16 protein-coding genes and 1 pseudogene are annotated in these 13,694 nt (G+C 31.8%); 13 read left to right on the top strand and 4 right to left on the bottom strand.

Translation table 11 applies throughout. The features are described from left to right. Nucleotides 1–9: 9 nt before the first annotated feature. Both CAMP5063_RS00285 and map read left to right on the top strand, forming a co-directional pair. Nucleotides 10–1,377, top strand: coding sequence for an L-serine ammonia-lyase (locus tag CAMP5063_RS00285; RefSeq protein ID WP_337194595.1), 1,368 nt, complete (start codon nucleotides 10–12; stop codon nucleotides 1,375–1,377). Between the two features lie 89 nt (nucleotides 1,378–1,466). Then, nucleotides 1,467–2,222, top strand: coding sequence for a type I methionyl aminopeptidase (gene map, locus CAMP5063_RS00280; RefSeq protein WP_263664496.1), 756 nt, complete (start codon nucleotides 1,467–1,469; stop codon nucleotides 2,220–2,222). Between the two features lie 16 nt (nucleotides 2,223–2,238). Here the strand turns inward: map and CAMP5063_RS08490 are convergent, their stop codons facing one another. From CAMP5063_RS08490 to CAMP5063_RS00265, 4 genes and pseudogenes are all read right to left on the bottom strand, one after another. After that, nucleotides 2,239–2,865 carry a methyl-accepting chemotaxis protein gene (locus CAMP5063_RS08490; protein WP_442863203.1) on the bottom strand — a complete coding sequence of 209 codons (627 nt, stop codon included), beginning with the start codon at nucleotides 2,863–2,865 and terminating at the stop codon, nucleotides 2,239–2,241. Between the two features lie 501 nt (nucleotides 2,866–3,366). Next, nucleotides 3,367–4,041: pseudogene (locus CAMP5063_RS08485) on the bottom strand (DAHL domain-containing protein); the annotation flags it as partial. Beyond that, nucleotides 4,025–4,948 carry a cytochrome-c peroxidase gene (locus tag CAMP5063_RS00270; RefSeq protein WP_337194629.1) on the bottom strand — a complete coding sequence of 308 codons (924 nt, stop codon included), beginning with the start codon at nucleotides 4,946–4,948 and terminating at the stop codon, nucleotides 4,025–4,027. The gene CAMP5063_RS00270 and the pseudogene CAMP5063_RS08485, both read right to left, overlap by 17 nt. Nucleotides 4,949–5,002: 54 nt before the next feature. Then, entirely contained in the window at nucleotides 5,003–6,292 is a 1,290-nt protein-coding gene (locus CAMP5063_RS00265) for an MFS transporter (protein ID WP_337194593.1), read from the bottom strand. 135 nt (nucleotides 6,293–6,427) lie between these two features. Between CAMP5063_RS00265 and infA the strand changes: the two genes are divergently transcribed. The 11 genes from infA to hisH all read left to right on the top strand — a co-directional run bounded on the left by infA (nucleotide 6,428) and on the right by hisH (nucleotide 13,694). After that, nucleotides 6,428–6,646, top strand: coding sequence for a translation initiation factor IF-1 (gene infA, locus CAMP5063_RS00260; RefSeq protein ID WP_012660842.1), 219 nt, complete (start codon nucleotides 6,428–6,430; stop codon nucleotides 6,644–6,646). A gap of 173 nt (nucleotides 6,647–6,819) precedes the next feature. After that, complete coding sequence (rpmJ, locus tag CAMP5063_RS00255; RefSeq protein ID WP_002781429.1) at nucleotides 6,820–6,933, top strand: 50S ribosomal protein L36; 114 nt, start codon at nucleotides 6,820–6,822, stop codon at nucleotides 6,931–6,933. A 3-nt stretch (nucleotides 6,934–6,936) separates the two neighbouring features. Next, the gene (gene rpsM / locus CAMP5063_RS00250; RefSeq protein WP_012660843.1) at nucleotides 6,937–7,302 is read left to right on the top strand and encodes a 30S ribosomal protein S13; all 366 of its coding nucleotides are present in this window, start codon (nucleotides 6,937–6,939) and stop codon (nucleotides 7,300–7,302) included. A gap of 9 nt (nucleotides 7,303–7,311) precedes the next feature. Continuing rightward, a complete protein-coding gene (gene rpsK, locus CAMP5063_RS00245) occupies nucleotides 7,312–7,704 on the top strand; it encodes a 30S ribosomal protein S11 (protein WP_133319145.1) in 393 nt (130 codons plus the stop codon). Nucleotides 7,705–7,734: 30 nt separating this feature from the next. After that, a complete protein-coding gene (rpsD, locus tag CAMP5063_RS00240) occupies nucleotides 7,735–8,361 on the top strand; it encodes a 30S ribosomal protein S4 (RefSeq protein WP_263659172.1) in 627 nt (208 codons plus the stop codon). Nucleotides 8,362–8,375: 14 nt separating this feature from the next. Beyond that, on the top strand, nucleotides 8,376–9,389 hold the full coding sequence (locus CAMP5063_RS00235; protein WP_039627711.1) for a DNA-directed RNA polymerase subunit alpha: 1,014 nt from the start codon (nucleotides 8,376–8,378) through the stop codon (nucleotides 9,387–9,389). Between the two features lie 3 nt (nucleotides 9,390–9,392). Continuing rightward, the gene (gene rplQ, locus CAMP5063_RS00230; RefSeq protein WP_012660847.1) at nucleotides 9,393–9,746 is read left to right on the top strand and encodes a 50S ribosomal protein L17; all 354 of its coding nucleotides are present in this window, start codon (nucleotides 9,393–9,395) and stop codon (nucleotides 9,744–9,746) included. Between the two features lie 116 nt (nucleotides 9,747–9,862). Continuing rightward, complete coding sequence (gene hisG / locus CAMP5063_RS00225) at nucleotides 9,863–10,762, top strand: ATP phosphoribosyltransferase (protein WP_337194592.1); 900 nt, start codon at nucleotides 9,863–9,865, stop codon at nucleotides 10,760–10,762. Nucleotides 10,763–10,771: 9 nt separating this feature from the next. Next, nucleotides 10,772–12,052 (top strand): histidinol dehydrogenase, encoded by a 1,281-nt coding sequence (gene hisD / locus CAMP5063_RS00220; RefSeq protein ID WP_337194591.1) that lies wholly within the window; start codon nucleotides 10,772–10,774, stop codon nucleotides 12,050–12,052. Next, nucleotides 12,049–13,116, top strand: coding sequence for a bifunctional histidinol-phosphatase/imidazoleglycerol-phosphate dehydratase HisB (gene hisB / locus CAMP5063_RS00215; protein WP_337194590.1), 1,068 nt, complete (start codon nucleotides 12,049–12,051; stop codon nucleotides 13,114–13,116). The genes hisD and hisB overlap by 4 nt, the downstream gene beginning before the upstream one ends. Further along, entirely contained in the window at nucleotides 13,113–13,694 is a 582-nt protein-coding gene (hisH, locus tag CAMP5063_RS00210; protein ID WP_263671432.1) for an imidazole glycerol phosphate synthase subunit HisH, read from the top strand. Before hisB ends, hisH begins: the two co-directional genes overlap by 4 nt.

Genomic DNA, 13,694 nt, shown 5'->3' with positions numbered 1-13,694 from the left:
TGCTGATGAATGAGTAGTAATTTAAGTATATTTAAAGTTGGTGTTGGTCCTTCATCTTCTCATACTTTAGGACCAATGCTAGCAGGGAATATGTTTTGTGAAAAAATCAAAGATAAAATCACACAAATTACAAAAATTCAAATCAAACTTTATGGCTCTTTATCGCTTACTGGTAAAGGCCATTTAAGTGATAAAGCTATTATATGGGGGTTGAGTGGCTTAAGAGCAAAAGAATTAAATGTTGCTTTGCAAGATCGTGTGTTTAATAAAATTTTGCAAGATAAAATTTTGGTTTTAGATGCTCAAAAAGAATTAAATTTTGATTATGATAAAGATTTGATTTTTGAAAAAGACTTTTTACCTTTGCATGAAAATGGATTGAAAATAAGTGCTTATAATGAAAATGGAGAAATCATTGCTGAAGAAATTTATTATTCAGTAGGTGGTGGTTTTGTTATGAGTGAAGCTGAACTTCAAAAACACAAAGACGGAGCTTGTGAGCAAAAACATACTAAATTAGAACTTGATATTAATAATGCAAGCGATGCTTTAAGAATTTGCGAAGAAAATTCATGGGATCTAGCAAAACTCTCTTATGAATATGAGCTTCAATTTCACACTAAAGAAGAAATTAGAGTTTATTGTTTAGAAATTTGGGAAGTAATGCAAGAAGTTTATTATAATGGTATTCATCCAAGCTCAGATTTTCTTCCAGGGAATTTACATTTAAAACGCCGCGCCAAAGGACTTAATGAGCGTTTGGCTATGACAAGTGATCCTTTGGGAATTATTGATTTTATTTCTTTATATGCTATTGCTATTGCAGAGGAAAATGCAAGTGGAGCTAGAGTGGTAACTGCACCAACTAATGGTGCATGTGCTGTTGTGCCTGCTGTAATGCTTTATCTTAAAAATCATACTATTGGTTTTAACGATGAAAAAGCCATTAATTTTTTACTTACTGCTATGTTAATAGGCTCTTTTTATAAGAAAAATGCAAGTATAAGTGGTGCTGAAGCTGGCTGTCAAGCTGAAATTGGTAGTGCAAGTTCTATGGCAGCAGGAGCTATGGCTACTGTAATGGGTTTTGATGCAAAGATAGCTTGTAATGCTGCTGAAATTGCAATGGAGCATCATTTAGGTTTAACTTGTGATCCAGTAAGTGGTTTAGTGCAAATTCCTTGTATAGAAAGAAATGCCTTTGGAGCGATTAAAGCAATTTCAGCTGCTAGAATGGCAATGAGTAGAAAATCAACTCCAAAAGTAAGTCTTGATGAGGTTATAAAAACTATGTATGAAACCGGCAAAGACATGAATTCAAAATACAAAGAAACTTCTTTAGGTGGCCTAGCTACTAATCTTACAAGTGTATGTTAAAACCTTAAGTTTTAAAACTTAAGGTTTTTCCTTAAAGCTTTTAAAAGCGCATAAATGCTAAATTTTTAAAAATTTTAAGGAAAATATAAATGATAGAAATCAAAAAACCAGCAGAAATAGAAAAACTACGCAAGGCAAATGAACTTGTAGCTAGAACGCTTGACTATCTAGAGGGCATTATAGTTCCAGGTATGAGTTTAAAAGAAATTGACATCAAAGCAGAAGAATTTATACTTGATCATGGTGCAAAACCATCTTTTAAAGGCTTATATGGTTTTCCAGGCAGTATTTGTATCTCGCTTAATCAAGCTTGCATTCATGGTGTAGGGGATGAGCGTATTTTAAAAGAAGGCGATATTTTAGGGCTTGATGTGGGTACTTGCATAGATGGATATTATGGAGATGCAGCAAGGACTATACCTATAGGTCAAATTTCAGCCACTGATGAGGCTTTGATTGCTTGTGCTAAAGATGCTTTGTATTATGCTATAGATATTATCAAAGAAGGTATGCGTTTTAAAGAACTTTCTTATGAGCTTGGCGAGTTTATTGCTAAAAGAGGATTTGTACCTTTGAAAGGTTATTGTGGTCATGGTATAGGTAAAAAGCCACACGGTGAGCCTGAAATTCCAAATTATTTAGAACCAGGTGCTAGTGCAAAAAGTGGACCTAAAATCAAAAATGGCATGGTATTTTGCATAGAGCCTATGGTATGTCAAAAAGATGGCACACCAATACATTTAAAAGGTAATTGGGAAGCAGGAAGCAAAGATGGATTAAATGCTGCTCATTATGAGCATTGTGTTGCAATTATAAATGGCAAAGCAGATATTTTATCTAAGTAAGAAAGTTTAAACTTTCTTACTCAAATGTTTTTAGTTTTTCTGAAAGTTTAGAAGCATTTTCTAAAACATCTTGTGAAATTTGTGTTAGCTCGAGTGAATAGTTTTTAACACAATTTGCAAGTTCAGTCACTTTTTCTACATTTTGTTCTAACTCATTCATTTTAGCTTTTGACTTATCGCTTTTTTCTTCCATAATTTTAGTAGAATGGATACTTGTTTTTAATTTTTCTATAGAAGCACCGACTTCACCTTGTAAGATATTAGCTTTGTTAGAAGTATCACTCATGGATTGATGAATTCCATCCATCAAGCTTTTGTTGTCATTAATTTGTTGTACTATAGTTCTTACAGTAGTTTCTATAGCGACTAAAGATTTTGTAGTTTTATCAGCTAAGTTTCTAACTTCATCGGCAACAACAGCAAAGCCTCTACCATGTTCTCCTGCACGAGCTGCTTCAATAGCTGCATTTAAAGCTAGTAAGTTAGTTTGATCGGCTATATCTTTGATAGCTGCTGTAACTTCTACAATACTATCAGCACTTTGTACTAGTATATCCATAGCACTTAAAACACTTTGTTCTTTTTCTCCACTTAGTAATATAAGCTCTACTAACTCTTTAAGTGTTTTTTCAACTTCTCCCATAACTTCTTGCATATCATGCATATCTTTTATAGTATTTTTAGCTAGATTTTGAGTTAAGTCTATATGACTTTCTAAAACAGAACTTATTTCATGGACATTAGAAATTTGCTCATGCTGTAAAAGTGAACTTTGCTGTAAAATTTCAGCATTTTGGGAAAGTTTTTGTGAGCTTTTGTGGCTTGAATTTGCAGTTTGTATGGCTTCTAAAACTGAATTTTGCACTATCTGTATGAAAGAATTAATATAGTTAGCACTTGTAGCTAATTCACTTTTTTTATCAATGTCTAATCTTGCACTTAAATTCGCATGTTCTCCTGCTAGATTTGCACTTAGTTTTTCAAGTAAAGATATAGGTATGATTACTTTTTTTAATGTTAAAAGTATGAAAAAAATCAATACAACTAAGGTAAATAGGAAAATTCCTATAGCTGTATAAAGATTATATTTATTTTGTAGATTGATATTTTTAGCAATTAAATTTTGGTGTGCTAGAATTTGTTTTTGCAGTTCTTGATCAAGAAAACTTTGAGAATTGTCTTTTAATATTTTAATTTGACTTAATATCATCTTACAATGTGTATTAAAAAGCTCAAATAACTCTTGTGGTAATTGAGAATCTTTTGCGTTTAAATTTGTGACAAGATTTTGTAATCTATTTTGTGCTAAAGGTTCTAATATATCCATAGTTCCTATAATGCTTAAAATATTTCCTATATATTCTATTTGTTTAGCCTCTTGAGTAGTGAGTGCTAATTGATTTGTTTGTTTGATAATTTCTTGTTGAATTTCATAAAGATAAAGCTTTGAATTTATAGCAATAGAATTGGCTGATTTAAAATGTTGTAGTTGCGTATTTTTTTTCTGAAAAATTGCTTCTAGCTTTTTAATATCTATTTCATTGGCTTTTAAAATAGCTAAAGTATTTTCAAAATCTTTTACTAGTTTGACGCTGATGTCATAGTTTTGTAGATTTAGTTTATTTTTAAAAATTTCATCTATTTTAGTATCTAGAATTTCTAATTTTTGAAAAGAATCCATAATAAGTGAATTTCTTTTGGTGGTATTGTAAGTATTAAAAATAAATAAAGTCAAAGTTAAAAGCAATACCAAAACCACTATGGATAAAGTGATGAATTGTTTTAAAAAAGAGAAAGTTTTTTTATTTGAGTGGATCATGGTATTCTCCTGTTAAAGAATTTAAAAATGCAACTATATCATCAACTACATCTTGCTCTAAAAATTTACCAAGCTGATAATACGCCATAAATTGTACGCAAGCATCAAGTGTTGGCATAGAACCATCATGAAAATAAGGAGCAGTTTTGGCTATGTTTCTAAGACTTGGCACTTTTACTACAAATTGATCGTGAGGATCTTGAGTGATCTCATAGCGTCCTTTCCAATTTGTTCCATTATCATAAGGAACAAATACCCCCATTTTTTGATACATATTTCCACCTATATTTTGTCCTTGATGGCACGCTATACAACCATTTGATAAAAAGGCATTATAGCCTCTTTTTGCTTGTTCGCTTATAGCATTTTTATCTCCCTTTAAGTAGCGGTCAAATGGGGAATTTGGCGTAAGTAAGGTTTTTTGAAATTCAGCTAAAGCATCTGCTATATTATCAAAGGTAACTTCTCCGTAAAGTCTTTTAAATTCTTTTTCATAAATTGCGTTAGTTTTTACTATTTGCACCACTTCATCTGCATCTTTTAACCCCATTTCTTTAGGGTTTAACAAAGGATGTTTGGCTTGTTCTTGTAAATCTTTTGCATTGCCTCTCCAAAATTGTGCTAGGCTAAAAACGGCATTAAAATTTGTAGGGGTATGGAATGGCTCATCTATTATGCCATTAATACCTGTTGAAAAAGTTTTATTATCTACTCCAAAATTTGCAATATCATGACAACTATTGCAAGATACTTTTTTATCTTTTGATAAACTTGTATCCATATAGAGTTTTTTTCCTAAAATAGCTTTTTCTTTATTATAAGGAATGTTTTCTGGTATAGGTGTAATCATTTCAAATGCTAAAAGTGGCAACAAAGAAAGTATTAAAACAATAAAAATTTTCATAATCATTTTCCTTTAATTTTATAAATTTTTAATTAATAATTTTTTTTAATTATAACATTAAAATCTTAACCTCTTATAAGTAAATATGGTAGTTATCAGTGTTATCAGGGATAAAAACAAAATATAAATAAAAATTCCATACACGAAAGGATTTTCAGGTTTTATAGCCAAAGAATGTAATGCAAATACAAGTTGAGGAGTGAAACCACCCGCTATTGCATAAGCTATATTATAAGAAAAAGAAATTCCACTAAAACGAATACTTGGCTTAAAAATTTTACACATTAAAATAGGTGCTAAAGCATTAATACCACCAAAAAAACACGCTATAAAATAAAAATATATACTCAAATGCAAAATTTGAGCATAGAAAAAATAAAAATAAAAAAAGCACGATAAACTAAATCCTATGGTAAAAATTAAAGCGGTAGCTAAAAAACCAAATTTACCAACCCAAATTCCAGCAAGTAAAGTTCCACAAGATAAAATCACTATTGCAAACATTTGGATTAAAATCGCATCTGTTTTATCAAGAATCAAAACTTCTGATATAAAATTAGGCATAAGTAAAATAAGTATTATCACGCAAGCTGTGAGCATCCAAGTTAAAAGCATAGAAGCAATGATGTCTAAATAAATATTTTTTTCTTTAAAAAGTGTTTTTAAAGGAAATTTTTCTAAATCATTTTCTTGTCGCATTTTTTGAAAAACAGGTGTTTCTTCTAAAAATTTTCTAAGATATATAGAAATGATACCAAAAAATCCACCTATAGCAAATGGAATACGCCAAGCATATTCATAAATTGCTTCTTGATCAAAGTAATGATTAATCGCTAAGGCAACAATACAACCTAAAAGAATTCCAAAAGCCATAGAAGCATTAATAGCGCTAATATAAAAACTATCTCTTCCATCGGGTGCATGTTCTTTTACAAATACCCAAGCACCAGGGAGTTCTCCGCCTATAGCTATACCTTGAGCTATTCTAACAAGTAGTAAAAAAATAGGAGCAAAATATCCTATAGTTTCAAAAGTAGGTATAAAAGCTAGAGAGAAAGTTGGAAGCACCATGAGTAATATACTAAACATAAACATCTTTTTGCGACCCATTTTATCTCCAAAATGTGCCATAATTATACCACCGATTGGTCTAGCTAAATATCCTGCTGCGAAAGCCCCATAAGTGTTTAAAAGTTTCCAAAAATCACTTAAATCACTAGGAAAAAAATTTCTTGAAATATAATTAGCAAAAAATACAAAAATAACAAAATCATAAAATTCTAAAGCTCCACCCAAAGAAGATAAGGAAAGAGTTTTAAAATCACCTCTTTTTAAAGTTTTTGACATCTATAAATACTTTCTTTTTGTAGTAATTTTGTAATTATAGTAAAAATATTATAGTTTGTAAAAAAATATTAAAAATTTAAAAAGAAAAATTGTGATAAAATAATAGCTTTGTATTTTATAGAAAGGAGAGAAATATTGGCAAAAGATGATATTATCGAAATCGATGGTAATGTAATCGAAGCTTTACCTAATGCGACTTTTAAAGTTGAATTAGATAATAAACATGTGATACTTTGTCATATTGCAGGTAAAATGCGTATGCATTATATTAGAATTATGCCTGGCGATAGAGTTAAAGTAGAGCTAACGCCTTATAGTCTTGATAAGGGTCGTATTACATTTAGATACAAATAAGTCTAAGTTGTTTAAAAGCAAAAGTAAAGTATAATTAGCACTTTTGCAGAAATTGCAATAAAACTGTATGAAGAAGTATTTTCAAAATCACCACTTATTTTGAAAATAGTTGGTTGCTCTAAAAACCTGGTGCAGTTGTAAAAAAGTGGAATTTACAATAACAGGAGTAAAGCATGAAAGTTAGACCATCTGTTAAAAAGATGTGTGACAAATGCAAAGTAGTTCGTCGTAAAGGCGTAGTTCGCATTATTTGCGAAAATCCAAAACACAAACAAAGACAAGGATAATTTATGGCTCGTATTGCAGGTGTAGATTTACCAAAGAAAAAAAGAATTGAATATGGTTTGACTTATATTTATGGTATAGGTTTGCATACTTCAAGAAAAATCTTAGATAAAACCGGAATTTCTTATGATAAAAGAGTTCATGAGTTAAGTGAGGACGAAGCAGCGGCTATCCGTAAAGAAATTCAAGAAAACTATATGGTTGAGGGTGATCTTAGAAAACAAGTTGCTATGGATATCAAAGCATTAATGGATCTAGGAAGCTTTAGAGGCTTAAGACATAGAAAAGGCTTACCGGTTCGTGGTCAAAAAACAAAAACAAATGCCAGAACTAGAAAAGGTAAGAGAAAAACCGTTGGTGCAAAATCATAAGGATAGAAAATGGCAAAAAGAAAAGTTGTTAAGAAAAAAATAGTTAAAAAAAATATAGCTAAAGGTATAGTTTATATCAGTGCAACATTTAATAATACTATGGTTACTGTAACTGATGAAATGGGAAATGCTATTGCATGGAGTAGTGCAGGTGGTTTAGGATTTAAAGGTTCTAAAAAATCAACTCCTTATGCGGCACAACAAGCAGTAGAAGATGCTTTAAATAAAGCAAAAGAACATGGTATTAAAGAAGTAGGCATTAAAGTACAAGGGCCAGGAAGTGGTCGTGAAACAGCAGTTAAAAGTGTAGGTGCTATGGAAGGTATCAAAGTAACTTTCTTAAAAGATATTACCCCATTAGCTCATAATGGTTGTAGACCACCAAAACGTCGTCGTGTCTAAGAATAAGATATAAGATTTAGGAGAATTATAATGGCAAGATATAGAGGACCAGTAGAAAAATTAGAAAGACGACTTGGCGTAAGCTTGGCAATGAAAGGCGAAAGAAGATTAGCAGGTAAAAGTGCTTTAGATAAACGCCCTTACGCACCAGGTCAGCATGGACAAAGAAAAGCTAAAATTAGTGAATATGGACTTCAATTAAGAGAAAAACAAAAAGCTAAATTTATGTATGGTGTTAGTGAAAAACAATTTAGAAGATTATTTAGTGAAGCTGCTAGAAAAGATGGTAATACCGGTGCGCTTTTGATCCAGCTTTTAGAACAAAGACTTGATAATGTTGTTTATAGAATGGGTTTTGCTACAACACGCCGTTTTGCTAGACAACTTGTAACTCATGGACACATTTTAGTAAATGGTAAAAGAGTAGATATTCCTAGTTATAGAGTAGAAGCAGGTCAAAAAGTTGAAGTGATTGAAAAAAGCAAAAACAATCCTCAAATTTCAAGAGCGATCGAACTTACTGCTCAAACTGGTATAGTTGCTTGGGTTGATGTAGAAAAAGATAAAAGATTTGGAATTTTTACAAGAAAACCTGAAAGAGAAGAAGTTATCATTCCAGTTGAGGAAAGATATATCGTTGAGTTGTACTCTAAATAATAAAGGTTTTTGATATGAGACATATTACAACTTCTGCTTATACACCAACAGAGTTTAGTATTGAAAATATCAGTGATACAGTAGCAAAAGTAAGTGCATGGCCTTTTGAAATTGGTTATGCTATTACTTTGGCGCATCCTTTGCGTCGTTTGCTTTATTCAAGCACAGTAGGTTTTGCTCCAACAGGAGTTAAAATCAAAGGCGTAGCACATGAATTTGATAGTATGCGTGGTATGCTTGAAGATGTAGCATTGTTTATTATCAATCTAAAAAAATTAAGATTTAAACTAAAAACAGATTCTGAAAAAGAAATCGTAACTTTTAGTTTTAAAGGACCAAAAGAAATTTGCGGAAAAGACTTAGACAATGAAGTTGTTGAAGTTGTGAATGCAGATAGCTATCTTGCAACGATTAATGAAGATGCAGATTTAGAATTTACTTTAATCATTGAAAAAGGTATAGGTTATGTGCCTTCTGAAGAAATTCAAAATTTCTTAGATCCTGAATTTATAGCACTTGATGCATTCTTTACTCCGGTAAAACATGCGGTTTATGATATAGAAAAAGTGCTTTTTGAAGATAATCCAGATTATGAAAAAGTTGTTTTTACAATCACAACTGATGGTCAAATTTCACCAAGTGATGCTTTTAAAAATGCTTTAGAAGCAATGTATAAACAATTATCAGTGTTTGATAAAATCACTAATGCACAAAGCGTTGTAAGAAGTCAAACACCAAATAATGAAGTAGAACATGTAAAATTACTTCAAAATATAACTGAGTTAAATTTAAGTGCAAGAAGTTTTAACTGCTTAGAAAAAGCAAATGTAGTTTATATTGGTGAACTTGCTTTAATGAGTGTTAGCGAACTTGCAGATTTAAAAAATCTTGGTAAAAAATCTTTAGATGAGATTAAAAGTGTAATGGAATCTATAGGTTTCCCTATAGGAAATTCAAAACTCAGTGATAGTGCAAAAGAAACGCTAAAGAAAAAAATTACAGAATTAAAAGCACAAAATGAAGGATAATCAATGAGACATAGACATGGATATAGAAAGTTAGGTCGCACTTCTACTCATCGTGCAGCCTTATTAAAAAACCTTACCATTGCTATTATTAAAGCAGGTAAAATAGAAACAACATTACCTAAAGCAAAAGAATTAAGAGGTTATGTTGAAAGATTGATCACTCGTGCAAGAAAAGGTGATTTCAATGCTCACAGAGCAGTTTTTGCTAGCTTGCAAGATAAAGAAGCTACAAATAAACTTGTAACAGAAATTGCACCTAAATTCGCAGATAGAAATGGTGGTTATACAAGAATTATCAAAACAAGAATCCGCCGTGGCGATGCTGCAGAAATGGCTTTCATCGAATTCGTAGCTTAATTTTTAGCCTTTTAAAGGCTAAAAACTTCTTATTTTTATTTATTTACTTACTATTTTTTGTATTTTTATCCATTTTTTGCTACTATTAATTTTTTTAACTACAAAAAAGGAAAAAAATGCAAGAAAATTCAAGATTACGCATAGCTATACAAAAATCAGGTCGTTTGAGTAAAGATTCTATTGCCTTGCTTGAGTCCATAGGCGTAAAACTTCGCATACACGATCAAAGTTTAATTGCTTTTTCTACAAATTTACCTATTGATTTACTTAGAGTAAGAGATGATGATATACCAGGGTTAATTTTTGATGGAGTAGTAGATCTTGGCATAGTTGGAGAAAATGTTTTAGAAGAAAATGAGTTAGAAAGAAAATCAAAAAACGAAAATGCAGATTTTATAATGCTTAAAAAACTTGATTTTGGTGGGTGCCGCTTGTCTTTAGCATTACCAGAAAATAGTGAGTATAAAGGTATAGAAAGTTTTAAAAATTTACGCATAGCAACTTCTTATCCACAGCTTTTAAAGCGTTTTATGGAAGAAAATAATATCTCCTATAAAACTTGTATGTTAACAGGCTCAGTTGAAGTAGCACCAAGTGCAAATTTAGCTGATGGAATTTGTGATTTAGTTTCAAGTGGAGCTACTTTAAAAGCAAACGGACTTAAAGAAGTTATGGTAATTTATAAGTCAAAAGCTTGCATTATCCAAAGAAAAGAAAGTTTAGCTTCACACAAACAAGAGTTAATCGATAAATTACTCATTAGAATTCATGGAGTTATGCAAGCAAGAGAGTCAAAATACATCATGTTGCATGCTCCTATTGAAAAGCTAGAAAAAATCACAGCCTTGTTACCAGGTGTTGAAAAACCTACGATTTTACCTTTAGAAAATGATAAAGCTAGAGTGGCATTACATATGGTAAGTCAAGAAAATTTATTTTGGGAAACTATGGAAGCTTTGAAAAAAGAAGGTGCAAGTGCGATTTTAGTTTTACCTATTGAAAAAATGCTCTCTTAAAGGATAAAAATGCAAATACTTGATTTTGAAAAATTAAACCAAAACGAACAAGAATTAGCACTTAAGCGTCCTGCTATGAGTGCTAATGCGCAGGTTAAAACCATAGTAGAACAAATCATTGAAGATGTCAAAACAAATGGCGATGAAGCTTTAAAACAAATGGCTATAAAATTTGATAAAGTAGAGTTAAATTCCATCAAACTAAGCGATGAAGAGCTTAGTAATTTAGCAGAGCAAATTGATGATGAGTTAAAACAAGCTATTAAAATAGCTTATGAAAATATCTATAAATTCCACAAAGCTCAAGAAAGTCAAACCATAGAGGTTCAAACCTTTGAAGGGGTAATTTGCAAGGTGCTAACAAGAGCCATTGAAAAAGTAGGGCTTTATATACCAGGAGGCTTAGCACCACTTTTTTCAACCGCACTTATGCTAGCTATCCCTGCTAAAATTGCAAAATGTAAATTCATAGCCTTAGCTTCCCCAGCGCCATTACATCCTGCCATTGCTTTTGTGGCAAAACTTTGCGAAGTTGATGCAGTGTATCAAATAGGTGGAGCAGGAGCTATAGCAGCGCTTGCTTATGGAACGCAAAGTGTGCAAAAAGTAGATAAAATTTTTGGCCCAGGAAATGCTTTTGTAACTGAAGCCAAAAAGCAAGTTAATAATCATGGAGTAGCTATTGATATGCAAGCAGGGCCTTCTGAAGTGTTAGTTTTAGCAGATGAGTTTGCTAATGCTAAATTTATAGCTTCAGATTTACTCTCGCAAGCTGAACATGGAGCAGATTCTCAAGCGATTTTAGTTTGCACAAGTGAAAAATTAGCTAAAGAAGTAGATAATGAAGTTGCTTTACAGCTTGAAAAACTCTCGCGTAAAGAAATTGCTTCAAAATCTTTAGCACACTCTAAAATCATTCTTGCAAAAGATATAAAACATGCCATAAGTATTTCAAATGACTATGCACCCGAGCATTTGATCATTCATACACAAAATCCATCTAGCTTGCTTGATGATATTATGCATGCAGGTTCGGTATTTTTAGGTGAGTATTCTCCAGAATCCATGGGAGATTATGCAAGTGGAACAAATCATGTATTGCCAACTTATGGTTTTACCAAGTCTTATTCTTCACTAGGGCTTGCTGATTTTATGAAAAGAATGACTGTACAAGAACTTAGCAAAGAAGGCTTTAAAAAGCTTGGTCCTGTGGTGGAAATTTTAGCAGCAGCTGAAGGACTTGATGGGCATAAAAATGCCGTGAGTTTAAGATTAGAAAGTCTAAAATGAGTGCAAAAATTTTATTTATCGATAGAGATGGTACACTCATTGATGAGCCAAAAGATGATTTTCAAATCGATTCTTTAGAAAAACTTGAGTTTGAAAAAGGTGTTATCAATGCGCTTTTAAAGTTAAAAAATTTTGGTTTTAAATTTGTTATGGTAAGTAATCAAGATGGTCTAGGCACAAATTCTTTTCCTAGGGAAAATTTTGACAAGGCTCATGAAAAAATGCTAAGTGTTTTTCAAAGTTGTGGCATAGAATTTGAAGATATTTTTATATGTCCGCATTTTGAGCATGAAAATTGCGCCTGCAGGAAGCCAAAAACTGCCATGCTTGAAAACTACATCAAAAACAAACTTTATGATAAAACCAAAAGTTTTGTTATAGGCGATAGAGATAGCGATATGCTTTTGGCGCAAAATCTTGGAATTCAAGGTTTAAAATATGACAAAAACGACTTTAATTGGGAGCAAATTGCTGATTTTATTTTGCAAAATTACCGCAGTGCCTGTATAGAGCGTAATACTAAAGAAACCCAAATTCAAGTTAAAATGGCTTTTAATGAAAAAGCAAAAGCTAATATAAAAACAAATATCGCATTTTTTGATCATATGTTAGAGCAAATTGCTACGCATGCAAATATATCTTTAGAGATAAAATGCAAAGGAGATTTAGAAGTTGATGAACATCACAGCGTAGAAGATGTTGCACTTGCTTTGGGTGAGGCTATTAAAAGCGCACTAGATCAAAAAATAGGCATTGCAAGATATGGCTTTGTTTTGCCTATGGATGAGTGCTTGGCAAGTTGTGCGATTGACTTTTGCAATAGGCCACATTTAGTTTATAAGGCTAAGTTTAAAAAAGAAAAACTTGGAGAATTAAGCACAGAAATGATAGAGCATTTTTTCTACTCACTAAGCTATGCTATGGGTGCGAGTTTGCATTTAAAAGTTAAAGGTAAAAACGATCATCACAAAGCCGAAGGACTTTTTAAAGCCTTTGCAAGAGCTTTAAAAATGGCTATAAAAATAGAAAATGAAAACCTAGCAAGCTCTAAAGGAGTGATATGAAACTAGCTATTATAGATACAGGTTGTGCGAACTTAGCTTCACTTGCTTTTGCACTCGAGCGTTTAGGACAAAAAAGTATTATCACGCATGATTTAAAAGAACTCTCACAAGCAGATAAGCTTTTACTTCCTGGGGTTGGCACAGCAGCTAAAGCAATGGCTAATCTACAAGCACTTAATTTAGAAAATTTTATCCAAACTACCACAAAACCACTTTTAGGCATTTGTCTTGGTATGCAAATTTTGGGTAAATTTTCAGAAGAATTACACCAAAAAACACTTGGTATTATGTCTTTTGAAACACAAAAATTCCAAGAAAAAGCAAATTTTACTTTCCCGCATATGGGGTGGAATCAAGTCTTTAGCTCTCATGAGCTTTTTAAAGGCTTAGATGGAGCTTATTTTTATTTTGTGCATAGTTATTGTGTGAGTTTAAATGAATACACCATCGCAGAGTGTGAGTACTCTACCAAATTTAGTGCAAGTTTAAATAAAGACAATTTTTATGGTGTGCAGTTTCATCCTGAAAGAAGCGGCGAAGCGGGTGAAGTATTATTAAAAAATTTCATAAATATGTAG

Origin of the sequence: Campylobacter sp. RM5063 (assembly GCF_024723655.1) — a bacterium.
Lineage (GTDB): Bacteria > Campylobacterota > Campylobacteria > Campylobacterales > Campylobacteraceae > Campylobacter_D > Campylobacter_D lari_D.
Note: the sequence above shows the minus strand (reverse complement) of the source record. Positions and strands in the feature narration are given on the sequence as shown.

Bases quoted from the DNA above. Each gene is read 5' to 3' on its own strand.
- CAMP5063_RS00285 (WP_337194595.1), top strand. From the start codon at position 10: ATGAGTAGTAATTTAAGTATATTTAAAGTTGGTGTTGGTCCTTCATCT.
- map (WP_263664496.1), top strand. From the start codon at position 1,467: ATGATAGAAATCAAAAAACCAGCAGAAATAGAAAAACTACGCAAGGCA.
- CAMP5063_RS08490 (WP_442863203.1), bottom strand. From the start codon at position 2,865: ATGGGAGAAGTTGAAAAAACACTTAAAGAGTTAGTAGAGCTTATATTA.
- CAMP5063_RS00265 (WP_337194593.1), bottom strand. From the start codon at position 6,292: ATGTCAAAAACTTTAAAAAGAGGTGATTTTAAAACTCTTTCCTTATCT.
- rpmJ (WP_002781429.1), top strand. From the start codon at position 6,820: ATGAAAGTTAGACCATCTGTTAAAAAGATGTGTGACAAATGCAAAGTA.
- rpsM (WP_012660843.1), top strand. From the start codon at position 6,937: ATGGCTCGTATTGCAGGTGTAGATTTACCAAAGAAAAAAAGAATTGAA.
- rpsK (WP_133319145.1), top strand. From the start codon at position 7,312: ATGGCAAAAAGAAAAGTTGTTAAGAAAAAAATAGTTAAAAAAAATATA.
- rpsD (WP_263659172.1), top strand. From the start codon at position 7,735: ATGGCAAGATATAGAGGACCAGTAGAAAAATTAGAAAGACGACTTGGC.
- CAMP5063_RS00235 (WP_039627711.1), top strand. From the start codon at position 8,376: ATGAGACATATTACAACTTCTGCTTATACACCAACAGAGTTTAGTATT.
- rplQ (WP_012660847.1), top strand. From the start codon at position 9,393: ATGAGACATAGACATGGATATAGAAAGTTAGGTCGCACTTCTACTCAT.
- hisG (WP_337194592.1), top strand. From the start codon at position 9,863: ATGCAAGAAAATTCAAGATTACGCATAGCTATACAAAAATCAGGTCGT.
- hisD (WP_337194591.1), top strand. From the start codon at position 10,772: ATGCAAATACTTGATTTTGAAAAATTAAACCAAAACGAACAAGAATTA.
- hisB (WP_337194590.1), top strand. From the start codon at position 12,049: ATGAGTGCAAAAATTTTATTTATCGATAGAGATGGTACACTCATTGAT.
- hisH (WP_263671432.1), top strand. From the start codon at position 13,113: ATGAAACTAGCTATTATAGATACAGGTTGTGCGAACTTAGCTTCACTT.